The sequence below is a fragment of the Jatrophihabitans sp. genome, from assembly GCA_036399055.1.
Lineage (GTDB): Bacteria > Actinomycetota > Actinomycetes > Mycobacteriales > Jatrophihabitantaceae > Jatrophihabitans_A.
The window spans coordinates 114,153-135,861 of sequence record DASWNX010000015.1; the positions used below are offsets into that span (position 1 = coordinate 114,153).

Here is a 21,709-nt window from a genome sequence, read left to right on the forward strand (position 1 = left end):
GCCCAGCGGCTGCTCGGGCGGGACTCGCGCGCTCAGCGACTGCTCGGGGCAAGCCCGGGCGTGATAGGACTGGTCCGGTGATGACCACCCGGCCCGAGCTGCAGGGCAGTTTCGGCATGATCGCCAGCACCCACTGGCTGGCCTCGGCCGCCGGCATGAGCGTGCTCGAACGCGGTGGCAACGCCTTCGACGCCGCCGTCGCCGGCGGCTTCGTGCTGCAGATCGTCGAGCCGCACCTCAACGGGCCCGGCGGTGACCTGCCGGTGATCGCGTGGAGCGCCGCTGACGGCCGCGCGCACGTCGTCTGCGGTCAGGGGCCGTCACCGGCCGCCGCCTCGCTGCGGCACTTCAGCGACCTGGGGCTGACGCTGGTGCCGGGCAGCGGGCCGCTGGCCGCGACCGTCCCCGGCGCGTTCGGCGCCTGGACGACCATGCTGGAGCGCTGGGGCACCTGGGAGCTGGCCGACGTGCTGGCCTTCGCCCTGCACTACGCCGAGGACGGCTTTCCGGTGTTGCCCGCGATCAGCCGGACGGTCGGCGCGGTCAGCAAGCTGTTCACCGAGCACTGGGCGCCTTCGGCCGCGGCCTGGCTGGACGGCTCGACGCCGCCGGCTCCGGGCAGCTGGTGGCGCAGTCCGGTGATCGCCGCCACCTACCGCCGGATCCTTCAGGAGGCGGTCGGCGGTTCCCGCGAGCAGCGGATCGCGGCCGCCCGCGACGCCTGGTACCGCGGCTTCGTGGCCGAGGAGGTCGAGGCGTTCTGCCGCACCGCCTGGCGCGACACCTCCGGCCGCGACCACACCGGCCTGCTCACCGCCGAGGACCTGGCCCGCTGGCAGCCCACCGTCGAGGCGCCGGTCGCGACGCCGTACGCCGAGCGGTACCAGGTGCTCAAGACCGGCCCGTGGGGTCAGGGGCCAGTGGTCGGGCAGCAGCTGCGGATGCTGGACGCCCTGGGACTGCAGGCCGAGACCGCGCTGTCCGGGCGCTGGATACACCTGGTCACCGAGGCGGCCAAACTCGGCTACGCCGACCGGGAGGCCTGGTACGGCGACCCGATGGCCAGCGACATCCCGCTGGCCGCCCTGCTCTCGGCGCAGTACGCGGCCGAGAGGGCGGCGCTGGTTGGCGAGCGGGCCGACCTCGAGCTGCGGCCCGGCTCGCCGGACGGCCGGGCGCCGCGGTTGGCCACGCTGCCTGAGGCCGGCAGCCCGTCGCCCGGCATCGGCGAGCCGACGATGGGCAGCAGTGAACCGACCGCCGCCGACCCGTCACCCGGGCCGCTCGGTCAGAACCGGGGCGACACCTGCCACCTCGACGTCGTCGACCGGTGGGGCAACCTGGTCTCGGCCACACCCAGCGGCGGCTGGCTGCAGAGTTCGCCGGTGATCGCGGCGCTGGGCTTTCCGCTGGGAACCCGAGCGCAGATGTTCTACCTGGAGCCGGACCTGCCCAACTCGCTGCGCCCAGGGATGCGCCCGAGAACCACCCTGTCGCCGTCGTTGGCCCTGCGCGACGGTCAGCCCTGGTTGGCCTTCGGCACGCCCGGTGGTGACCAGCAGGACCAGTGGCAGCTGGCCTTCTTCACCGCTCTGGTCAACGCCGGCGACGGGGCGAACCTGCAGGCGGTGATCGACGCGCCGATGTTTCACACCAACCACTTCCCGTCCTCGTTCTACCCGCGCGAGGCGCACCCCGGCGAGCTGGTGGTCGAGGACCGGTTGCCGGCCGAGGCGCTGGCCGAGCTGCGCGAGCGGGGCCACCGGCTGACGCTGTCCGGCGCCTGGACGCTGGGCCGGCTCAGCGCCGTGGCCAAGGAAGGCCGGGTGCTCAAGGCTGCGGCCAACCCGCGCGGGGCGCAGGGTTACGCGATCGGCCGCTGACCGATCCCGACGATCATGTGAGCACGGGCACGATGTGGGACCAGATGGCGTCCAGAATGTCGGTGGTCGGCCCTTGGTAGTGGGCGGTGGTCGTCACGCATGCCTCGTGACGAGGTAGCACGATGCTGAGCTGCCCGTAGATGCCGTCCATTCGCCAGGCGTGGTCCCGGTGGCAGATCCAGACGTGGCGGCCGTATCGCGAGTTGTCCGCGTGGGGCGCGGCCGCCCCGGTGGCGACATGCCCGTCGGTCGGCACGCAGTCGGCAATCATGCTGGCAATGAAGTCGGCTGGCAGGAGCTGCTGGTTGAGGAAGCGGCCGCCGTCAAGCAGAACGCGGCCGAGCCTGGCGAGTTCGGCGGTGCGCAGCTGAAGCCCGACCGCGCCGAGCGAGAACCCGAGTGGGCAGCGCAGCCACTGGGGGTTTCTGATTCCAAGCGGGAGGAACAATCGGGGAAGCAGGAAGTCCTGCAGGTCCAGACCTGAGCATGCCTGGATGATGCGGCTGAGCAGATACGTGTTCGCGCCCCGATAAGCGAAGGCGGTTCCGGGTGCGGCGCCCAGCGTCGTCGTGAGGATGTCGATGGCGGCATCCCCAGGGTGGTCAGCGTCTGGGTCGTTCCAGCGGTAGGTGATCCCGGAGGTCATGGTGAGCAGTTGTCGGATGGTTATCGCGTCGGTATCCGTCGCCGAGGCAGATGTCAGGTGCCCAAGGTGAGACAAGACCGGATCCTCTATGTCGAGGAGTCCCTCAGCCTGCGCGATGCCAACCGCTACCGAGGTGAAGGTTTTCGAGGCCGAGAAGATGTCACGGCGTATGTCGGCCACCCAGTGATGCTCGACCGGCGGCCGGTCGCGCAGGTATACGTGGATGCCCTCAACTGCCAAGCCCTGGTCACCCATGGCTCGAATCGCCGTCATCAGCTCGTGGCCTGGCCGGGATCCTGAGCCCATGATCAGACACTAGGCGCACGCACCGCCACCCGCGCCGGCGGCACAGGGATGTCACCCTCGACGCAACGCCCGATTGTCCCGAACAAGACCTGAAGCGGCTCAGGACGCCAGCGTCAGGATCTCCGCGCCGTCCTCGGTGATGTGCAGGGTGTGCTCCCACTGCGCCACCCAGGACTTGTCCTTGGTGACGACCGTCCAGCCGTCGTCCCACATCTCCCAGGCGTAGCCGCCCAGGGTCAGCATCGGCTCCACGGTGAAGGTCATGCCGGCCTGGATGATCGTGGTCGCGCGCGGCTCGTCATAGGGCCAGACGGTCGGCTTCGTGTGAAAGGAGTAGCCGACGCCGTGGCCGGTGAAGTCCCTGATCACGCCGTAGTCGAAGCGCTTGGCGTAGGACTCGATGACCCGGCCGATGACGCTGATGGGGCGGCCGGGCCGGGCCGCCTTGACGCCGCGCATCATCGCCTCGTGGGTGCGCTCGGACAGCAGCCGCACATCCTCGCTCGGCTCGCCGGCGAAGAACGTCGCGCAGGTGTCGCCGTGCACGCCGTCGACGTAGGCGGTGACGTCGATCTTCACCACGTCGCCTTCGAGCAGCGGCGCGTCGTCGGGGATGCCGTGGCAGACCACCTCGTTCACCGACGAGCACAGCGACTTCGGAAAGCCCTTGTAGCCCAGCGTGGACGGAAACGCCCCGTGGTCGAGCAGGAACTCGTGCCCGATCCGGTCCAGCTCGTCAGTGGTGACGCCGGGCGCCACGTGCCGGCCGACCTCGTCACGGGCCAGCGCGGCGATCCGGCCGGCCACGCGCATCCGCTCCACCGTCTCGGCGTCCTTGACCGGCGGGTCGTCGCGGTCCCAGGGCGCGCCGGTGGCCCGGCCGGCGTTGTCGACGTACTCAGGCGGGACGACGGCCGGCGCGCTGCGCATCGGCGAGACCCTGCCCGGGCGCACCGGGGGTCGCGAACTGCTCATCAGGTCATACCTCGATCACCGTCGGCATCAGCATCGGCCGCCGCCGGAAGGTCTTGTCCACCCACCGGCCCACGGTCCGGCGCAGGATGTGCTCCAGGGCGTCGGCGTCGCGCACCCCGTCGGCCAGCGCCTTCTCCACGGTCTTGATCAGCTCGATCCGGATCGGGTCCAGCGCCTCCGGGTCGTCGGTGAAGCCCTTGGCGGTGACCTCGGGCCCGTAGACCACCTTGCCCGCCCGCAGGTCCACCGCGACCAGGATCGAGACGAAGCCCTCGTCGCCCAGGATCTGGCGCTGCCGGATGACGGCGTCACCGATGTCACCGACCTGCAGGCCGTCGACGTAGACGTTGCCGATCTCGATCTGGCCGACGATCTCGGCGACGCCGTCGCTCAGGTCGATGACCACCCCGTTCTCGGCGAGCATGATGCGCTCGTCTGTCATCCCGGTCGAGCGGGCGATCGCGGCGTGCGCCCGCAGGTGGCGCCACTCGCCGTGCACCGGCATCAGGTTCTTCGGCCGCACCGCGTTGAGCAGGTAACGCAGCTCGCCGGCCGGGGCGTGGCCCGAGACGTGCACCAGCGCGGTGGACTTGTGCACCACCGTCGCGCCCAGCCGGGACAGCCCGTTGATGACGTTGAAGACCGAGTTCTCGTTGCCCGGGATCAGCGAGGACGCCAGCAGGATCGTGTCGTCGGAGACGATCCGGATCACCGGGTGCTCCCGGTTGGCCATCCGGCTCAGCGCCGACAGCGGCTCGCCCTGGGAGCCGGTGCAGATGAGCATCACCCGGCTGGAGGGCATCTGCTCGGCGTCCTTGAGGTCGACCAGCACGCCGTCGGGGACCTTGAGCAGCCCCAGGTCCCGCGCGATCTGCATGTTGCGGACCATTGAGCGCCCCACCAGCACCGCATGCCGGCCGGACTCGACCGCGGCGTCGAGCACCTGCTGCACCCGGTGGACGTGGCTGGCGAAGCAGGCCACGATGACCCGTCCGGTCGCCCGGGTGATCACGTCGGCGACGACCTTGCCGACCTCTCGCTCGCTCGGGATGAAACCGGGCACCTCGGCGTTGGTGGAGTCCGACAGCAGCAGGTCGACCCCCTCGTCGCCGAGCCGGGAGAAGCCGGGCAGGTCGGTGATCCGGCCGTCCAGCGGGGTCTGGTCCATCTTGAAGTCGCCGGTGTGCAGCACGGTGCCGCTGGAGGTGCGCAGCGCCACGGCGAGGGCGTCCGGGATGGAGTGGTTCACCGCGTAGAACTGCAGGTCCCACTCGCCGACTGTCAGCCGGTCGCCCTCGCGGACGATCCGCAGGTCCGGCCGCAGCCGGTGCTGCTCGAGCTTGGCGGCCACCAGGGCCAGCGTCAGCCGGGAGCCGATCAGCGGGATGTCGGGCCGCGAGCGCAGCAGGTAGGGCAGCGCGCCGATGTGGTCCTCATGGCCGTGGGTCAGCACGATGGCGTCGATGTCGGCGAGCCGGTCGGTGTAGGCCGACCAGTCCGGCAGGCCCAGGTCCACTCCGGGGGCGTTGGTCTTGCCGAGCAGCATCCCGCAGTCCACGACCAGCAGCCGGGACCGGCCGCCACGGCGTGAGGACCCGTTCCCGCCCGGCGCCGCCTCGCCGGTGGGAACCGCGGGCGACCGGGATTCGAACATCGTCATGTTGCGCCCGACCTCGCTGATACCGCCGAGCGCGACGACCCGCAGCACACCCTCCCTGAGTTTCGGGGGGTTTCCGAGCCCTCGTTCTGGCGTGCTCACGTGGAATGGCCTCCTGGATACTTGCTCGATCAGGTACTTGCTCGGTCGGGACTGCGTGATCGGTACTTCAGGTGCGCCACCCGTCCCAAGCTGGGTGTCTGGCGCGAGTTTATCCGCCGGCTGCACTACCGTGATCGCCCATGAGCTCACCAGCCCCCGCGACTACTGTCGGCGCACTCGACAGTAGCCAGGTGCAGAACGTCGGGCTGGGCGCCATCGTGGTCATCGTCCTGCTCGGCCTGCTGCTGGCCCGGATGGTCACCAAGATGATCACCAGGGTGGTCGTGCTGCTGGTCGCGGTCGTCCTGGCGGTGGTCATCTACCAGCAGCGCGACCGGGTGGCCACCGCGGTGGCCGACGCCGGCAAGCGGTGTGAGGCGACCTTCTTCGGGGTGCACGTTCAACCTGATGACCCGACGGTGCGCAAGGCCTGCGACCAGGCCGCCAAGCTGCCCCGCGACTAGCCCGGCGGCCCTGCGGGACAGCTGCCGCCGGCTCAGGCCGCCGCCCCGGTGGCAGGGGTCATCACCCAGCGGATGCCACGGACCAGGCCGTCACCGGCCAGCCGCACCACCGTGGCCTCGGCCAGCGGCAGGTAGGGCAGCCGCAGCGGCCAGCGGGCCCAGCGCGGCAGGCTGGCCACCGCCGCGGCGGCCAGCACCCCGTAGGGCGCTCGGACGGCCAGCGGCAACGGCGGCTTGAGCAGCATGAACCTGGCCGCCTCCCGAGCTTCGCGGGTGCCCTTGAGCTCGGGCCGGTAGGCGTGCAGCTCGGCCCGAACCTGCGCCTCGGTGGTGGGCGGGTCCAGCACGCCGAGCGCGGCGGCCACCCTGGCGGCGTCGGCGACGTAGCCGTCGCGGCCGGCCTGGTCCAGCGAGCCGGCGCCGTAGCGCTGGTAGGCGTGCAGGAAGCTGTCCACCTCGGCCAGGTGCACCCACCGCAGCAGGTGCGGGTCGGAGGCGGCGTAGCGCCGGCCGTCCGGCGCGGTGCCCTGGACCCGCTGGTGGATGGCCCGGATCCGGGCGATCATCGCCTCGGCGTCGGCCTCGGTCCCGAAGGTGGTCACCGCCAGGAAATGGCTGGTGCGGTGCAGGCGCCCCCACGGGTCGCCGCGGTAGCCCGAGTGCCCGGCCACCCCGGCCATCGCCAGCGGGTGCAGCGACTGCAGCAGCAGCGCGCGCAGGCCGCCGACGAACATCGCCGCGTCGTTGTGCACCTGGCAGATCGGCCGGTCCGCAGCGAACCAACGAGGTCCCTGGGACAGCTGGATCCGATCGCGCCGGTCGGGGCCCTCGCGGCCGGCCACCTGCTCGAACAGCGCTGAGCCCAGCCGTTCGCGCACGTTGGAGAGCACAGGATGAGTCATCCTTCGACAGTACGTCGCCTCAGCGCATGCCCCAGATCAGCAGGCGGCTAGAGCACGCCCATGCCGGTCTCGACCTGGGTGGGCGCGACGGGGGTCTTGCCGGTGGTGCGGCGCTGCCGGCCCTCGACATAGCCGGCCAGCGCCGACAGCGCCGAGTTGATGACGATGTAGATCAGCGCCACGACAAGGTAGAGCTGCAACGGGTTGTTCAGCACCTGCACCAGCTGGCCACCGGTGCGCAGCAACTCCGAGAACCCGATCACGAAGCCGAGCGAGGTGTCCTTGAGCAGCACCACCAGCTGGCTGATCAGGGCGGGCAGCATCACCCGGACGGCTTGGGGCAGCAGCACCATCCGCAGGGTCTGGCCGCGGCTGAGCCCGATCGCGTAGGCGGCCTCGGTCTGGCCCTTGGGGATCGACTGCACGCCTGCCCGGATGATCTCGGCGATCACCGCGCCGTTGTACATCGTCAGGGCCAGCACCAGCGCCCACAGGGCCGGCAGGTCCACGTTCACCACGATCGGGAAGGCCAGGAACAGCGCGAAGATCAGCAGCAGCAGCGGGACGCCGCGGAAGAACTCGATGACGGCGATGACCGGCAGCCGGAGCCACGGTTGGCGCGACAGGCGCCCGAACGCCAGCAGCACTCCCAGCACCGAGGCCAGCACCATGGCGTACACCGCGGCGTTGAGGGTGTTCTGCAGGCCCTCCAGCAGCCGCTCGTACAGCTGCGGCTCGGTGAAGAAGGGCTTGTACTTGTCGGACTCGAACTGCTCGTTGGCCGCCAGCCGCTGGGCGGCCAGCCCGAGCAGGACCAGCAGCGCCAGGCCGCCGACGATGCTGCTGATCAGCACCCGACGGCGGGCCCGCGGGCCCTGGACGTCGTAGAGCACCGGGGCGGTCATCGGCCGACCGCCACGGCGCGCTCGAGCAGGCCGAAGAGAAAGGAGCTGAGCAGCGCGAGCACGAGGTAGCCCAGGGCGGCGGCGGCGATGATCGGGATCACGGCGTTGCCGAAGCTGTTGATGAGCTGGTTCATCGACTGCACGCCCTCGAAGACGAAGAACGCCGAGGCGATGGAGGTGTTCTTGAGCAGGGCGATGAACACGCTGGCCAGCGGCGGCACGATATTGGCGAACGCCTGCGGGAGCACCACGAGCCGCAGCGTCTGCCCGAAGGTCATCCCGATCGAGCGCGAGGCCTCGGCCTGGCCGGCGGCGACCGAGTTGATGCCCGAGCGCACCGCCTCAGCGACGAACGCCGCGGTGTAGATGGTCAGTGCCAGCACCGCGAAGCGGAAGAACGGCAGCTTCACATCGACCTCGGGCAACCCGAAGACGACCAGGAAGAACACCACCGTCAACGGCGTGTTGCGAACCAGCTGCACATAAGCCGTTCCGGCCCACCGCAGCGGCGGGACCGGCGAGACCCGCATCGCGGCGATCAGGGTGCCCAATAGCAGCGCCCCGATCGCCGCGAGCAGCGTCAGTGAGACGGTGGTGCGAAAGCCCCTGACGAAGACGTCGAGGTTGTCGAGAACCTCGTTCATCGTGGTGCTCGACCCTTTCTAGGCCCGGAGAACGGCTACTTGTCGCAGCCGCGCGGCTCGGGCAGCGCCGGCACGGTCTCGATGATCTTGCCGGCGGTCTCCTTGTACGCCTTCTCGTAGCTGCCGTCGGCGACCGCTTCCTTCAGGGTCTTGTTGATGAACTCGCAGAATGGCTCCTGGCCTTCGGGGACGCCGATGCCGTAGGGCTCCTGGGAGAACGGCTTGCCGATCAGCTCGAACTTGTCCGGCGCCTCGCTCACGTAGCCCGACAGGATGACGTTGTCGGTCGTCAGAGCGTCGATCTGGCCGTTGGCCAGCGCGTCACGGCACTTGGAGTAGGCGTCCACCAGGACCAGTTCCGTGGTGGTCAGCCCGTACTTCTCCTGCATGGTGGCCGCGGGGGTGGCGCCGCTGACCGAGCAGGTCTTCTTGCCCTTGAGCGACTCCGGGCCGGTGATGTTCTTGGGGTTGCCCTTGGCGACCAGGATGTCCTGCCCTGCCACGAAGTACGGGCCGGCGAAGTCGACCTTCTTGTCCCGCTTGTCATTGATCGTGTAGGTCGCCACCACCATGTCGACCTTGCCCTGCTCGAGGAAGGGCTCGCGGTTGGCCGACACCGACTCCACGAACGTGATCTTGTCCGCGGCGATGCCCATCTTCGCGGCGATGATCTTGGCGATCTCGACGTCGAAGCCCTCGGGCTTGCCCGACAGGCCCTTGAGCCCGAACAGCGGCTGGTCGAACTTCGTGCCGACGGTGATCTTGCCGGCCGCGGCGATGTCAGCCATCCGGGTGCCGGCGGCGAAGCTCGGCTTGTCGACGGGAGCAGCGGCGCCGGTGTCGTCGTCACCGCTGCCACAAGCGGTCAGGGTCAGCAGCATCGCTGCGGCCGGGACGAGGGACATCAGGGGCAGGGAACGCATGGCGGGGTCCTTGTCTGGTCGGGACGCGGCATGGCCGGCCCAGCGGGTCATTTAGTGGGTGAGGATCTTGGACAGGAAGTCCTTGGTTCGCGCGGATTCGGGCTCGGTGAAGAACTTCTCGGGAGTCGCCTGCTCGATGACGCGGCCGTCGTCCATGAACACCACCCGGTGGGCCGCCCGTCGGGCGAAACCCATCTCGTGGGTGATGACGACCATCGTCATGCCACTCTCGGCCAGCGATGTCATGACGTCGAGGACCTCGTTGATCATCTCGGGGTCCAGCGCGGAGGTCGGCTCGTCGAAGAGCATCACCATGGGGTCCATCGCCAGGGCGCGGGCGATGGCGACCCGCTGCTGCTGGCCGCCGGACAGCTGGGCCGGGTACTTGTCGGCCTGGCTGGCGATCCCGACCCGTTCCAGCAGCTCCCGGCCGCGGGTCTCGGCGGCGGCGCGCTTGACGCCCTTGACCTTGACCGGGCCGAGCGTGACGTTCTCGAGCACCGTCTTGTGGGCGAACAGGTTGAACGACTGGAAGACCATGCCGACCTTGGCCCGCAGCTGGGCCAGTTCCTTGCCTTCGGCTGGCAGCGGCTTGCCGTCGATGGTGATGGTGCCGCCGTCGATCGACTCGAGCCGGTTGATGGCCCGGCACAGCGTCGACTTGCCGGAGCCGGACGGGCCGATGACGACCACGACCTCGCCCCGGTCGATGGTGAGGTCGATGTCCTTGAGCACGTGCAGCGGCCCAAAATGCTTGTTGACGCCGGAGAGGACGACCAGAGGGCCGCCTGAGGGCGCGTTTGAAGCAGTCATCCCGTGATCACGAGCGGTAGCCTAGCCCCGCCCTATGGCCCCTAGGCAGCCCCGGTGGGCTGGCGTGCGCTGATCGTGACCCGACCGTTGCCCGCTAGCCGCGGACCCTGCTGGGCCGGCTGCGCCACCAGTGGACAGCGGTCGGCAGCAGCGAGAGCACCACGACGCTCACCAGGATCAGGTCGATCTTCGGGGCGACGGTCTCCTGCACGAAGTCGATGTGGCCCAGCGCCCGGCCGAGCAGCACGACGCCGTCGGCCCACAGGATCCCGCCGATCACCGAGTACAGGGCGTACACCGAGAACCTCATCTTGCCGACGCCGGCCATCACAGTGGCCACCGTCCGCACCACCGGCACGAACCTGGCCAGGATGATCGTCGAGCGGCCGAACCGGTCGAAGAAGGCCTGCGAACGGGTGACGTACTCGGGTTTGAACAACCGCGACTGCGGCCGGTCGAACACCTTGGGACCGGCCTTCCAGCCGATCCAGTAACCGACCAGGTTGCCGGCCACCGCCGCGATCGGCAGCACTATCAGCACCACCGGCAGGCTGGGGAAGTTGATCGACGGGTCGTCGATGGCGATCAGCAGGCCTGCTGAGAACAGCAACGTGTCACCCGGCAGGAAGAAGCCGACGAGCAGGCCGCACTCGGCGAACAGGATGACAGCCATCCCAATCAGGCCGTAACTGCCGAGCAGGTGCTTGGGCGAGATGGGGTTGGCCAGCAGCTGGCTCGCCACGTCAAGCGTCGTCATAACCAGCAAGCTTACGGACGGCGGAGGCGACTTCTCGACACCTCGCTCAGCCCGCTGAAGGGCACAGCTGCTCCACAGCCGGACCGGTGACCAACCGATCGCGGTGCGTCAGCCGGTCCAGCCGGCCAGCAGCTCCCGCTCCCGCTCGGGCGCCAGCCCCGGCGTCCGGTCCGAGGGCTGCCAGCCGCCCTCGATCGAGCGCATCCACTCCCAGGTGTCGACCAGGGTGTCCCGGACCGGCCGGCAGGCCAGCCCGGCGGCCTCGGCGGCGGAGGTGTCCTGGGCCCAGAGCCCCGGGGCGTCGGCGGCCGGCGCCCACAACGGCAGCTCCGTCCAGCTCTCGACGCCGGCCGCGGTGAGGTAGTCATCGCCCAGCCAGGTGAACTCGGCGTCCGAGCCGGTGACCTCGCGCGCCTCGGCGAACAGCTGGCCGCGGTTGACCTGGTGGGCGGGCCCGGTGACCTCGAAGGCGCCGGCCGGTCGCCGCAGCGCGAACTCGGCGATGTCGCGGGCGTCGATCAACCGCAGCTCCTCGTCGGGGGCGCCGGGGGCCAGGGTCTGCCCGCCCCGTGCGATCCGGTCCAGCCACCACGGCAGCCGGCCGACCCGGTCGTGCGGGCCGACGATCAGGCCGGCTCGCAGGATCGACGTGCGGTGCTCGCCGAAGGCCCGCAGGACAGCCCGCTCGGCGCCGACCTTGCGCCAGCCGTAGGCCGCGCCCTCGTCGACGTCCTCGGGCGCCTGCTCGCCGACCGCGTCGGGATCGCCGTCATAGACCCCTTGCCGGTGGTAGTCGGCCAGCCCGGGCCAGCCGGAGTAGGCGTTGACCGAGGAGGTGAAGGCGTAGTGACCGGCGCTGGGCTCGAGCAGCTCGGCGCTGGCCTTGACGACCTCGGGCAGGTAGCCGGTGTCGAAGACCAGGTCAAAGCTCATGCCGGCGAGCTTGTTCAGGTCCTGCGGGTCGGTCCGGTCGCCGGTGACCGCCCGCGCTCCGGGCACCGCCGGTCCGGTCCGGCCGCGGTTGAAGGTGGTCACGTTGTGGCCGCGGGCGACGCCGAGTTCGGCGACCGCGCGGGAGAGGAACATCGTTCCGCCGAGCACCAGGATCTCCATCGGGCCAGCCGATCAGACCGGCGTGGCAGCAGGCAATGGGTGTTCGCCTCCAGCGCAGTGGGATACTCGGATCGGACCCCGGACAGGGCCCCGAGAAGAACTGACGGAGACATCGATGCCCATCGCAACCCCCGAGATCTACAACGAGATGCTCGATCGCGCCAAGGCCGGCGGCTTCGCCTATCCGGCGATCAACTGCACGTCCTCGGAGTCGATCAACGCCGCGCTCAGGGGATTCGCCGACGCGGGCAGCGACGGCATCATCCAGTTCTCCACCGGCGGAGCCGAGTTCGGCTCGGGCACCGGGGTCAAGGACATGGTGACCGGCGCGGTGGCGCTGGCCGAGTTCGCCCACGTGGTGGCCGCCAAGTACCCGGTCAACGTCGCGCTGCACACCGACCACTGCCCCAAGGACAAGCTGGACGGCTTCGTCCGCCCGCTGCTGGCGGTCTCGGCCGAGCGCGTCCGGGCGGGCCGCAATCCGCTGTTCCAGTCGCACATGTGGGACGGCTCGGCGGTGCCGCTGGATGAGAACCTGCAGATCGCCGCCGAGCTGCTCAAGCTCACCCACGACGCCCGGATCGTGCTGGAAGTCGAGATCGGCGTGGTCGGCGGCGAGGAGGACGGGGTGGCCAACGACATCAACGACAAGCTCTACACCACCGACGAGGACTACGCCGCCACCCTGCGGGCGCTGGGCGCCGGAGAGAACGGCCGCTACCTGCTCGCGGCCACCTTCGGCAACGTGCACGGGGTCTACAAGCCGGGCAACGTCAAGCTGCGCCCGATCGTGCTCAAGGGCGGCCAGCAGGTCGCCTCCCGCGCGCTGGGCCTGCCGGAGGGCTCCAAGCCGTTCGACCTGGTCTTCCACGGCGGCTCGGGCTCGTCGTTGGAGGAGATCCGCGAGGCGGTGTCCTACGGCGTGGTCAAGATGAACGTCGACACCGACACCCAGTACGCCTTCACCCGGCCGATCGCCGGTCACATGTTCAGCAACTACGACGGGGTGCTCAAGATCGACGGCGAGGTGGGCAACAAGAAGGCCTACGACCCGCGGTCCTACCTCAAGGCCGCCGAGGCCGGCATGGCCGCGCGGGTCGGCCAGGCGTGCGAGGACCTGCTCTCGGCCGGGACGTCGGTCTCAGGCTCCTGATCTCGACTGGGCATTGTGCGGCCTGAAACCGCGGGTCTCGTTCTCACAACCGCGGATTCGGGCCGCACAACGGCGCTCCAGCCGGCGCGGGGCACAATGGCGGCATGGACCTGTTAGCACCGCGAACCCTGCTGCCCGTCGACCCCGCCACCGCTGAACTGGAGGGCGGCGCCGATCCGGTCCAGGTCGCCACGGCCCACCCGACGTCCTCGGCGGCGTGGGCGGCGCTGGCTGAGGAGGCGCTCGGCCGGGGTTTCTGGATCGAGGGTTACGCCTACGCCCGCACCGGCTACCACCGCGGTCTGGACGCCCTGCGCAAGGCCGGCTGGCGCGGTACCGGCCCGGTGCCCTGGTCCCACGGCCCCAACCAGGGATTTCTGCGGGCGCTGCACGCGCTGGCCGTCGCGGCCGCCGCGATCGACGAGGTCGACGAGGCCGCCCGGTGCTCGACGTTCCTCAACGACTGCGACCCGGCAGCGGCGGCGGCACTGGCCTGAGCTGAAACCTTTTGAGCTGGGCCTCGTAACGGGCTCGGCACTAGCGCCAGGTCGCGCTCCGGGTGACCTTGGCCGTGCTGGTAGACCTCATGATCACAATTACCGGCGTGTAGTTCGGTGATTGGGGCGTGGGGTGGGTCGGCTGCCTCTACCTTTCGGTAGACGCCAAGGCGCCCGCAGTCCTGCGGCAGCCGTCCTGACGGAGAGGGGTTGATCAGCGCAGTGGGTGACCCAGTCTCTGGAGGTGTGCCGACCATTGAGGAGTTGGTTCGGCAGAAGCTCGCGAGCGGCTTGACTCTGCGGCAACTCCAGGAGCGCTCCGGTGGCGCTGTTGCGCATCAGACGTTCGGCAAGATCAGCAAGGGCGAGGTCAAGGGTTGGCCGAAGTCGCGTGAGGTCGTCGAGGGCACCGCGCACGCTCTGGGTGTGGATCCGCGCGAGGTGGTGCTGAGTTATGCCACCCAGTTCCGGATCGACGTGTCGGAGGACCGGTCTCTGCTGGCCTCGATGCTGCCGGCCTCGACCGGGACGCTGACGATCGAGCAGGCGCAGGCGGTGGCACAGTTGATCCGGGCGTTCACCACGCCCACCGCCGGGCCCACGGCTGCAACCGCGCCGACTGCTGCGGCTCAGGCAGCGCCGTCGGTGGACGCCTCGGTGTTGAGCACCGTTGAGCGGCGGCAGGCCACCGACCTCCTTCTTGACCTGGCCGACCGGAGGAGGGCAGCCAGCGGAGAGGGGCTCACCGCTTTCGCGGCGGTCCTGTCGTCTCTTGAGAGAGCGCTGGCCGCTGTCGTCGAAGGATCGGACGTGCAGGGATCGGGCGTGCAGGGGTCGAAAGGCAGCTAGCCCCAGTAGGTTCCCCGCCCAGGCGGAGAAGGACAGTCGGTCCGGCTACCAGTTCCGGGTGATGCCGGCCGCCTCGCGCCGGCCCATCAGGTCAGACATCGCCTCGATCAGCAGGCCCTCCAGCTCGGCGTCGCCTGTCGTGGCGCAGCCCAGCGCCGCGCGCACTCCGGCGGCGGCCAGGTCCTTGCGGAACCCGGTGGCCAAGAACGGCCCGCCCTCAGGCAGGCCCACCGGGATCAGCACCAGAATCTGCCGGGAGCCGTAACGGCCCAGCAGGTCCGTGGGTTGCAGGCCCGACTCGATGGTCTGCAGGATGCGCACCTCCTGACCCGCCTCATCCGGATCGATCATGAACAGGGCGACGGAACCATGCACGTCATGCAGCTTCTGCTGAGCCTGCACCATCCACGCCGCCTCCGACCACAACCCCGTGACCGAGTCAAAGGCCTCCTCGACCTTGACCGTCTCCCGCAGCGACCAATGGTGAACGAGTAGCAGTGCCGGCACCACTAGCACGCCCAGAGCGAGGTTCCAACTGAGAAGCCCGGCGAGTGCTATGCCCAGACATTGGGTTGCTGCCTCGGCCGCATGTGCTCGTGGGTTGGCGAACATCCGCATGACGTGCGTCTGTCGGGCCAGGACCAACACTGCGGCGATCAAGGTGACATCGACGATGGAAAAGGTCAGCATGGCGAGCGCTATCCCTGCGACTCCGCCGACTGTATGCAGAACGATTGAAGCGGTTAGGCAGGAGGCGGCAGCCGCGCTGCCGCTATAGACGTATCTCAAAGGCCTGCCACCGCCGACTATCTTGCGAGATGGCCATCCGGCTGCGTAGGCGATCGCAACCACGCCTGCAATATGTAATGGCGGCAAGGTGAGAGTAGCTGCAAAGGTCCAGACGCCGAGGATATTAGGAAGCTTGCCTTCAGTCAGGGCGCGCCGAAGTCGTTCTAGCCGCCTAACGGACACCGAATAGGCGACACTAGTGATCGATAAAAGCAGAAAAGAAACGTCGTCAGGCCCAATCATCGAAGGACCTGTCGACGTTTAGGTGCGCGCCGTACCCCTTGGCGGTGACCGAGGGAACACGGAGGCACACCTCGATGATCTCAGGGGGTGGTAGCGATGTTGCGTCACTGGGAATGGCCGTAAAGATAGACGTGGGATGACTGGAGACGTTGACACGGACCACGATGGTCGAAGGAGGTGTTATTAGTGCTCCGCCACGGGGACTGGCCGTAGCCACGTGCGTGTGATCATCAGGGCCAAGACGCGGTCGGGCAGGCCGCGTCTTGCCACTGATCAGGCCGGCTCTCATCCGAAATTCCCTCCGTATCGACCGTGACAGACCGTACCCGTTATGTTCAGATCTGTCACCATCGATTGACACTGAAGCGTGGCAGTGCACATACCTTCGGTCTGGCGCGCTCAGATACGCTTTGCTCGGACGGTGCATCATCGGGGTTTCGCCTTGTAGCGTAGGACGAACGCGGTCTGGTGTCTTGACTAGCGCCTGCCCTGGAACCGTCACCAACCCGACCCTTCAGAGCTAGACAGGGTCGAGGTTCGACCAGCAGCGCGAGTGCGCGTCGGAGTATGTCAGGTTAGGTATCTTTGAACGCGGCGTGCCCAGGTTCAGTCGAGCGCTTATCACTGCCTCACGAGGGCAGGACGCTGATGACGTGGGCCTTGCACGCAAGGTTCGCGAAGCTGCCTCCGCTCCCCAATGCCTGAACCCAGGCCTTCGTTTGTTGATAGGGCACCAGCATGTTGTTCATTCCTGCTCGGACGTTAATAGACACTCTGTCTATAAGGGGAGATGTGACAGCCAAAGTGTCCAGTCAATTACTAAAGTTAAATGATAGACAAAGTGCCTACTATTTACCTGCGCCCTAGGCCGGCTGCACCGCGCGGCAATGACCGGCATACCTTGAACATGGCTTCTTAGACGACTGCCTAAACTGCGTTTGCCTGCCGTTCACCTGTGCGCAGTGCTCCACAATCGCGGCCCGACGGCGTTCAGCACACCGTCCATAATCGCCACTCTGACGAGCTTGTTGCCGAAACGGCAACCTTTCTTGCCGAACCTGACCTCAGCGTCGCATGGTCGTGAGCGGAGGTGGTCACGTGACCGAGCACGACGAGATCCAGCAGCGGGTGGCCGACCACGGCGATGAGGCGGCGCTGGCGGATGAGGCGGCGCTGCCGCAGGAATGGGATCAGGCGTTCTGGGACGAGCGCTACCGCTCCAAGGCCAGCCTGTGGAGCCACGAGCCGAACGCGTGCCTGGTCAGCGAGGCATCCCAGTTGAGTCCGGGGACGGCGCTGGACGCCGGCTGCGGCGAGGGCGCGGACGCCATCTGGCTGGCCGGGCGGGGGTGGCAGGTGACCGCGGTGGACCTGTCGAGCGTCGCGCTGGAACGAGCCGCGGCCAACGCGGCGGCAGCAGGCGAGCAGGTCGCCGGTCGCATCGAATGGCAGCAGGCCGACCTCACCCGCTGGGACCCCAGCCGCGACCGGTTCGACCTGGTCTCGACGCAGTTCCTGCACCCGCCGGCCGGGCAGCGCGAACGGGTGTTCAGCCGGCTGGCGGCCGCGGTCAAGCCGGGTGGCTCGCTGCTCATCGCCGGCCACCATCCCTCGGACCTGCACACCACGATGCGGCGTCCGAATCGCCCGGAGCTGTTCTTCACCGGTGACCAGATCGTGGCCGCACTCGATCCAGGCCTCTGGCAGATCGTGACCAACGCCGCCGTGCGGCGATCGGCCACCGACCACGAGGGCCGCGGCGTGAGCATCAGCGACACCGTGGTGCGCGCGCGCCGCCGCGGCTAGTCAGGCGGGCCTCACCTCACTGAGCAGGCGTCACTTCATCAAGAGGATGCCCAACCGCCGGGTCGTCACCCACAGCCCGAAGACGGCCATCACCAGGAAATAGCAGATGTGCAGGACCAGCCCGGCGCTGATGTCGCCGTAGGTCAGGGCGCGCATCAGGGCCACCCCGTGGTGCAGCGGCAGGCACTGCACCACCAGCCGCAACCAGGCCGGGTAGACGTCCAGGCTGTAGAAGGTCCCGGAGAACAGGAACATCGGCAGGATGAGCAACGTGACCATCTCGATGTCCTGCCAGCTGCGCACGAACGTGGTCGCCGCCATGCCGAGGGCGGCGAAGCCGAAGGCGATCATCAGCGCCGCGGGCACCAGCAGCAGCGCCCACGGCGACAGGACCAGTCCCATCGCCAGCATGACCAGGACGAAGGCGGCCGAGTACATGCCGCCGCGGGTCAGCGCCCAGCCGATCTCGCCGAGCGCGACATCCATCGGGCCAAGCGAGGTGGCCAGCATCCCGTCGTAGAGCTTGGCGTACTTGAGCTTGAAGAAGACGTTCATCATCGAGTCGGCGAGCGCCCCGTTCATCGCCGACGAGGCCAGCAGGGCCGGCGCGATGAACTGGGCGTAGGTCAAGGGCTGGCCGTGCGGGCCGCTCACCCCGCCGACCAGGGCGCCCAGGCCGGCGCCGAAGGACAGCAGGTAGAACAGCGGCTCGAAGAAGCCGGAGATGATGATCAGCCAGGACCGGCGGTAGACCCGCGCCGAGCGTTCCATCAGCACCGAGGCCCGGCCGGCGTAGACGTTGGGCGGCAGCATCCGCAGCAGCAGGCCGCGCCGTGGCGGGGGACCGGCCGCGGCCGGCGGCTGCTCGGTGGCCACCTCGATCCGGCTCATCGGCTCAACCTCACCCGGAAGCGCCAGCCGGTCAGCAGCACCCCGGCCACGGTCAGCGCGCTGAGAAACGCCAGGTGCCCGAGCAGGGCGGCGGCGCTGACCTGCCCGACGCCCGAGTCCAGCCGCAGCGACCCCAGCGAGACCCACCGGGCCAACTCGGTGGCGTGCCAGAGCGGTGACAGCCACGCCAGCGCCTGCGCCCAGCCGGGCAGGGTGCTGACCGGGTAGAACGTGCCGGAGAACAGGAACATCGGCATGACCAGGAACCGCATGATGGCCGCGAAGCCGCCGCGCTCGGTCTCCACCGCGGCGGAGAAGGCTGTGATCGGCGCCGCCAGCGCCATCGCGCCGAGGGTGGCGATGGGGACGCAGAGCAGCGCTCCGACGCTGCGGAGGCCGCCGAAACAGGCGACCACGGCCAGGTAGAGGGTGGCCGCGAAGGTGGCCCGGACCGCTATCCAGGCCACTGTGCCGACGGCGATCTGATGGGCCGACAACGGAGTGGCGTTCATCGCGAAGAAGATCCGCTGGTACTTGAAGCCGTACAGGATCGGGTAGGTCGACTCGCCGACAGCGACCTGCAGCGCCGTGGCCGCTATCAACGCCGGCGCCAGATAGCTGAGGTAGGAGGTGCCCAGGCTGTCCGCGCCGGAGCGCGAGTTCACGATGCTGCCCAGGCCGATGCCCAGGGACAGCAGGTACAGCACCGGCGCCCCGATCTGGGAGAACGCCGAGACCTTGAAATAACGCCGGGCCGAGATCAGCGAGTACCCCAGCAGCGCCGGCAGGCCGCCGCCCTGGGGCCGCACCAGGTGGCGGGTCGGGGTGTGCTGGCCCGCCGGTAGGGGCGGCTTGGTCGCGGCGGCGTCAGTCGGCAAGGCTTCGTCCCGTCAACCGCAGGAACACGTCTTCCAGGCTGGCCCGGCGCACCAGGCTCGAGACCGGCTGCAGGCCGCGCTCGTGCACCGCCCGCAGGACGTCCTCGCCGTTGTCGACGTAGAGCAGCAACCGGTCGGCCAGCACCTCGACCCGCTCGGCGAGGTCGGCGACGTCGGCTGCCCGTGCCTCGTTCTGGTCGACGCCGAAGCGCAGCTCGGCGACCTCGCGGCTGACGTGCTCGGCGATCAACTGGGTCGGCGAGCCCTCGGCGACGATCCGCCCGTGGTCCATCACCACCAGCCGGTCGCACAGCTGCTCGGCCTCGTCCATGTAGTGGGTGGTCAGCACCAGCGTGACGCCCTGGTGCTTGAGCCGGTACAGCCGGTCCCACAGCACGTGCCGCGCCTGCGGGTCCAGGCCGGTGGTCGGCTCGTCCAGCAGCAGGATCTCGGGGTCGTTGATCAGCGACCGGGCGATGGTCAGCCGCCGCATCATGCCGCCGGACAGCGACTCGACCTTGTCCCGCGCCCGGTCAGAGAGCCGCGCGAAGTCCAGCAGCTCCTCGATCTTGGGCCCCAGCGCCCGCCGCGGAATGCCGAAGTACCGGCCGTAGATGAAGAGGTTCTCCCACACCGTCAGCTCAAGATCGAGGTTGTCCTGCTGCGGAACGACTCCCAGCCGCGACCTGATCGCCGGCCCCGCGACCGCCGGGTCCAGGCCGAGCACCCGCAGCAGGCCGCCGCTGGCCGGGGAGACGGCGGCGACCATCCGCATCGTGGAGGACTTGCCCGCGCCGTTGGGGCCGAGGAAGCCGAACGACTCGCCTCTGGCCACTGAGAAGTCCACCTTGTCGACGGCTTCGAAGTCGCCGAACCGCTTGCTCAGGCCCACCGCCTCGATGAGCGGGCCGGCGCCGTCACCGGATGGATCGGAACTTCTCACGCGGCGAGCGTACAAGCACGGTGATACTCCGAGACGCGCCGTACTACGTTCTTGATGGTAGTGCGTATTCCATAGTAGTGTCTGGCCGCATGGACAGCACCCAACTCCTCAAGGGAGTCCTCGATCTGGCGGTGTTGGCCGTGCTCCGGGACTCCGACGGCTACGGCTATGACATCGTCCGCCGGTTGCGGGCCGCCGGGCTCGACGAGGTGGGCGACGCCTCGGTCTACGGCACCCTGCGCCGGTTGTTCCAGGCCGGCTCGCTGACGACCTACGTGGTGCCCAGCGAGGAGGGCCCGCATCGCAAGTACTACGCGCTCAACAAGGCGGGCCGAAGCCAGCTCGAGCTCTCCAGCAAGCTCTGGAGCGAGTTCGCCCAGTCGATGGACGGGCTCCTGAACGGAAGGGTGGCGGCATAATGACCACCGATAAGACGACCGGCGAAGGCGTCGGCCAGCCGGCTGTGACGAGCTGGACCGGAATCGATTCAGCCGAGCCGGGCTCGGCCGAGGTGAGCCGGTACTACGACCAGGTGGTCGCGGCGCTGGCCGGGCTGACGCCCGCTGCCCGGCAGGACCTGATCGAGGATCTGCCCGACCACCTGGCCGAGGTGGCGGCGGAGGTCTCGGCCGAAGGCGCCGGATCGCTGCGCGAGCGGCTCGGAGCGCCGGAGGTCTACGCGCAGGAGTTGCGAGCTGCGGCCGGCTTGGAGCACACCGATCCGCTGGCCGGCCGGGCGCTGTCGGCCGGTGTGGTCCAGGGCCTGCGGCGGGCGCGCCGGCTGGCCGACCGGTTCGACCTGCAGGCCGGCCGGCTGGTCGGTTATCCGCGGCTGGTCGAGCTGTTGCGGGCCACCCGGCCTGGCTGGTGGGTGCTGCGTGGCTGGCTCGCCGCCCAGTTCCTGTCCGGCGCGCACGACCGGCAGAGCTGGAGCGGCTTCATCCCCGACCTCGGCGGCAACCGGGTGCTCGGCCTGGCTCTGACCCTGGCGATGATCGCCGGCTCGGTGGCCCTGGGCCAGCGGTCGCTGCGGTGGTCTGCCTGGGCGGGCCGGGCGATGGCGGCCGCCAGCGTGCTGATCGCGCTGTGGGGCGCCGGCGTGCTGGCCGCCAACGTCGGGGGAACGGCCTACGCCTACAGCGGGCCCGGCGAGGGCTACTACGAGCCGTTCTCCGAGGTCCCCGACGTCTACGCCTATGACCAGGCCGGCAGGCTGGTCGAGGGCGCCCGGCTCTTCGACCAGAACGGCACTGCGCTCGAGCTGGGACGGGGCTACTGCGCCAACGGGCTGCCGGCTCCCGGCCTCGATCTCAACGGCGGGGCTTGGAGCTATCCGCTGTGCCCGGCCGACGCCGGCCCGTTCCGATCCGGGCCTGGCCCGCTGACCGTGCCGCCCAGCTCGCCGACATCCGGCCAGTCCGAAACCGGCCAGCCGAGCGCTTCGACGACCGCGGCCAGTCCGGCGCCGACTGCCGCCACCTCACGCCCGGGACCGACCGTCAAGCCCACGCCGAGGGCCACCCCGACTGCCACGCCCTCCGGGTCACCGACGCCCTGAGTCGAGGACGCC

The 21,709-nt window shown here is 69.3% G+C and carries 22 protein-coding genes; 8 read left to right on the forward strand and 14 right to left on the reverse strand.

The features are described 5' to 3' along the window. The first annotated feature begins 80 nt into the window (after positions 1-80). Positions 81-1,883 (forward strand): gamma-glutamyltransferase family protein, encoded by a 1,803-nt coding sequence (locus VGB75_05005; protein ID HEY0166383.1) that lies wholly within the window; start codon positions 81-83, stop codon positions 1,881-1,883. 13 nt (positions 1,884-1,896) lie between these two features. Here the strand turns inward: VGB75_05005 and VGB75_05010 are convergent, their stop codons facing one another. The 3 genes from VGB75_05010 to VGB75_05020 form a co-directional block, all read right to left on the reverse strand. Next, a complete protein-coding gene (locus VGB75_05010) occupies positions 1,897-2,835 on the reverse strand; it encodes a serine hydrolase (GenBank protein HEY0166384.1) in 939 nt (312 codons plus the stop codon). Positions 2,836-2,934: 99 nt separating this feature from the next. Then, complete coding sequence (map, locus tag VGB75_05015; GenBank protein ID HEY0166385.1) at positions 2,935-3,810, reverse strand: type I methionyl aminopeptidase; 876 nt, start codon at positions 3,808-3,810, stop codon at positions 2,935-2,937. Between the two features lie 4 nt (positions 3,811-3,814). Next, entirely contained in the window at positions 3,815-5,569 is a 1,755-nt protein-coding gene (locus VGB75_05020; protein HEY0166386.1) for a ribonuclease J, read from the reverse strand. 140 nt (positions 5,570-5,709) lie between these two features. Between VGB75_05020 and VGB75_05025 the strand changes: the two genes are divergently transcribed. Further along, positions 5,710-6,033: a hypothetical protein gene (locus tag VGB75_05025; protein ID HEY0166387.1), complete on the forward strand. Its 324-nt coding sequence runs from the start codon at positions 5,710-5,712 to the stop codon at positions 6,031-6,033. A gap of 32 nt (positions 6,034-6,065) precedes the next feature. On the opposite strand, the gene VGB75_05030 is transcribed toward VGB75_05025, so the two are convergent. The 7 genes from VGB75_05030 to VGB75_05060 all read right to left on the reverse strand — a co-directional run bounded on the left by VGB75_05030 (position 6,066) and on the right by VGB75_05060 (position 12,090). Further along, complete coding sequence (locus VGB75_05030; protein ID HEY0166388.1) at positions 6,066-6,935, reverse strand: oxygenase MpaB family protein; 870 nt, start codon at positions 6,933-6,935, stop codon at positions 6,066-6,068. Positions 6,936-6,982: 47 nt separating this feature from the next. After that, positions 6,983-7,840, reverse strand: a complete 858-nt coding sequence (locus VGB75_05035; protein ID HEY0166389.1) for an amino acid ABC transporter permease — start codon at positions 7,838-7,840, stop codon at positions 6,983-6,985. Next, complete coding sequence (locus VGB75_05040; protein HEY0166390.1) at positions 7,837-8,484, reverse strand: amino acid ABC transporter permease; 648 nt, start codon at positions 8,482-8,484, stop codon at positions 7,837-7,839. Before VGB75_05040 ends, VGB75_05035 begins: the two co-directional genes overlap by 4 nt. Before the next feature lie 35 nt (positions 8,485-8,519). Further along, entirely contained in the window at positions 8,520-9,407 is an 888-nt protein-coding gene (locus VGB75_05045) for a glutamate ABC transporter substrate-binding protein (protein ID HEY0166391.1), read from the reverse strand. 51 nt (positions 9,408-9,458) lie between these two features. Beyond that, entirely contained in the window at positions 9,459-10,220 is a 762-nt protein-coding gene (locus VGB75_05050) for an amino acid ABC transporter ATP-binding protein (protein HEY0166392.1), read from the reverse strand. A 94-nt stretch (positions 10,221-10,314) separates the two neighbouring features. Beyond that, the gene (locus VGB75_05055) at positions 10,315-10,977 is read right to left on the reverse strand and encodes a VTT domain-containing protein (GenBank protein HEY0166393.1); all 663 of its coding nucleotides are present in this window, start codon (positions 10,975-10,977) and stop codon (positions 10,315-10,317) included. A 108-nt stretch (positions 10,978-11,085) separates the two neighbouring features. Continuing rightward, positions 11,086-12,090, reverse strand: a complete 1,005-nt coding sequence (locus tag VGB75_05060) for an NAD-dependent epimerase/dehydratase family protein (GenBank protein ID HEY0166394.1) — start codon at positions 12,088-12,090, stop codon at positions 11,086-11,088. A gap of 115 nt (positions 12,091-12,205) precedes the next feature. Here VGB75_05060 and fbaA point away from each other — a divergent pair, with 115 nt between their 5' ends. The 3 genes from fbaA to VGB75_05075 all read left to right on the forward strand — a co-directional run bounded on the left by fbaA (position 12,206) and on the right by VGB75_05075 (position 14,589). Continuing rightward, entirely contained in the window at positions 12,206-13,243 is a 1,038-nt protein-coding gene (gene fbaA / locus VGB75_05065; GenBank protein ID HEY0166395.1) for a class II fructose-bisphosphate aldolase, read from the forward strand. 104 nt (positions 13,244-13,347) lie between these two features. Further along, a complete protein-coding gene (locus VGB75_05070) occupies positions 13,348-13,740 on the forward strand; it encodes a DUF3151 domain-containing protein (protein HEY0166396.1) in 393 nt (130 codons plus the stop codon). A 246-nt stretch (positions 13,741-13,986) separates the two neighbouring features. Next, positions 13,987-14,589 (forward strand): hypothetical protein, encoded by a 603-nt coding sequence (locus tag VGB75_05075; protein HEY0166397.1) that lies wholly within the window; start codon positions 13,987-13,989, stop codon positions 14,587-14,589. A 45-nt stretch (positions 14,590-14,634) separates the two neighbouring features. Here VGB75_05075 and VGB75_05080 read toward each other — a convergent pair whose 3' ends face one another. Then, the gene (locus VGB75_05080; protein HEY0166398.1) at positions 14,635-15,279 is read right to left on the reverse strand and encodes a hypothetical protein; all 645 of its coding nucleotides are present in this window, start codon (positions 15,277-15,279) and stop codon (positions 14,635-14,637) included. A 1,440-nt stretch (positions 15,280-16,719) separates the two neighbouring features. On the opposite strand from VGB75_05080, the gene VGB75_05085 reads away from it, so the two are divergent. Further along, the gene (locus VGB75_05085) at positions 16,720-17,427 is read left to right on the forward strand and encodes a class I SAM-dependent methyltransferase (GenBank protein HEY0166399.1); all 708 of its coding nucleotides are present in this window, start codon (positions 16,720-16,722) and stop codon (positions 17,425-17,427) included. 30 nt (positions 17,428-17,457) lie between these two features. Here VGB75_05085 and VGB75_05090 read toward each other — a convergent pair whose 3' ends face one another. Genes VGB75_05090 through VGB75_05100 form a run of 3 tightly spaced genes read right to left on the reverse strand, consistent with a single transcriptional unit; the run spans position 17,458 to position 20,139 of the window. Beyond that, a complete protein-coding gene (locus VGB75_05090) occupies positions 17,458-18,318 on the reverse strand; it encodes an ABC transporter permease (protein ID HEY0166400.1) in 861 nt (286 codons plus the stop codon). Then, positions 18,315-19,196 (reverse strand): ABC transporter permease, encoded by an 882-nt coding sequence (locus tag VGB75_05095; protein ID HEY0166401.1) that lies wholly within the window; start codon positions 19,194-19,196, stop codon positions 18,315-18,317. Before VGB75_05095 ends, VGB75_05090 begins: the two co-directional genes overlap by 4 nt. Further along, positions 19,186-20,139 (reverse strand): ATP-binding cassette domain-containing protein, encoded by a 954-nt coding sequence (locus tag VGB75_05100; protein ID HEY0166402.1) that lies wholly within the window; start codon positions 20,137-20,139, stop codon positions 19,186-19,188. The genes VGB75_05095 and VGB75_05100 overlap by 11 nt, the downstream gene beginning before the upstream one ends. An 89-nt stretch (positions 20,140-20,228) precedes the next feature. On the opposite strand from VGB75_05100, the gene VGB75_05105 reads away from it, so the two are divergent. Both VGB75_05105 and VGB75_05110 read left to right on the forward strand, forming a co-directional pair. Next, positions 20,229-20,558 (forward strand): PadR family transcriptional regulator, encoded by a 330-nt coding sequence (locus VGB75_05105; protein HEY0166403.1) that lies wholly within the window; start codon positions 20,229-20,231, stop codon positions 20,556-20,558. After that, the gene (locus VGB75_05110) at positions 20,558-21,697 is read left to right on the forward strand and encodes a hypothetical protein (protein HEY0166404.1); all 1,140 of its coding nucleotides are present in this window, start codon (positions 20,558-20,560) and stop codon (positions 21,695-21,697) included. Before VGB75_05105 ends, VGB75_05110 begins: the two co-directional genes overlap by 1 nt. Positions 21,698-21,709: the final 12 nt, after the last annotated feature.

Coding starts and splice junctions, on each gene's coding strand:
- VGB75_05110 (HEY0166404.1), top strand. CDS start 20,558: ATGACCACCGATAAGACGACCGGCGAAGGCGTCGGCCAGCCGGCTGTG.
- VGB75_05060 (HEY0166394.1), bottom strand. CDS start 12,090: ATGGAGATCCTGGTGCTCGGCGGAACGATGTTCCTCTCCCGCGCGGTC.
- VGB75_05070 (HEY0166396.1), top strand. CDS start 13,348: ATGGACCTGTTAGCACCGCGAACCCTGCTGCCCGTCGACCCCGCCACC.
- fbaA (HEY0166395.1), top strand. CDS start 12,206: ATGCCCATCGCAACCCCCGAGATCTACAACGAGATGCTCGATCGCGCC.
- VGB75_05045 (HEY0166391.1), bottom strand. CDS start 9,407: ATGCGTTCCCTGCCCCTGATGTCCCTCGTCCCGGCCGCAGCGATGCTG.
- VGB75_05025 (HEY0166387.1), top strand. CDS start 5,710: ATGAGCTCACCAGCCCCCGCGACTACTGTCGGCGCACTCGACAGTAGC.
- VGB75_05055 (HEY0166393.1), bottom strand. CDS start 10,977: ATGACGACGCTTGACGTGGCGAGCCAGCTGCTGGCCAACCCCATCTCG.
- VGB75_05080 (HEY0166398.1), bottom strand. CDS start 15,279: ATGCTGACCTTTTCCATCGTCGATGTCACCTTGATCGCCGCAGTGTTG.
- map (HEY0166385.1), bottom strand. CDS start 3,810: ATGAGCAGTTCGCGACCCCCGGTGCGCCCGGGCAGGGTCTCGCCGATG.
- VGB75_05040 (HEY0166390.1), bottom strand. CDS start 8,484: ATGAACGAGGTTCTCGACAACCTCGACGTCTTCGTCAGGGGCTTTCGC.
- VGB75_05105 (HEY0166403.1), top strand. CDS start 20,229: ATGGACAGCACCCAACTCCTCAAGGGAGTCCTCGATCTGGCGGTGTTG.
- VGB75_05005 (HEY0166383.1), top strand. CDS start 81: ATGACCACCCGGCCCGAGCTGCAGGGCAGTTTCGGCATGATCGCCAGC.
- VGB75_05090 (HEY0166400.1), bottom strand. CDS start 18,318: ATGAGCCGGATCGAGGTGGCCACCGAGCAGCCGCCGGCCGCGGCCGGT.
- VGB75_05035 (HEY0166389.1), bottom strand. CDS start 7,840: ATGACCGCCCCGGTGCTCTACGACGTCCAGGGCCCGCGGGCCCGCCGT.
- VGB75_05010 (HEY0166384.1), bottom strand. CDS start 2,835: ATGGGCTCAGGATCCCGGCCAGGCCACGAGCTGATGACGGCGATTCGA.
- VGB75_05030 (HEY0166388.1), bottom strand. CDS start 6,935: ATGACTCATCCTGTGCTCTCCAACGTGCGCGAACGGCTGGGCTCAGCG.
- VGB75_05050 (HEY0166392.1), bottom strand. CDS start 10,220: ATGACTGCTTCAAACGCGCCCTCAGGCGGCCCTCTGGTCGTCCTCTCC.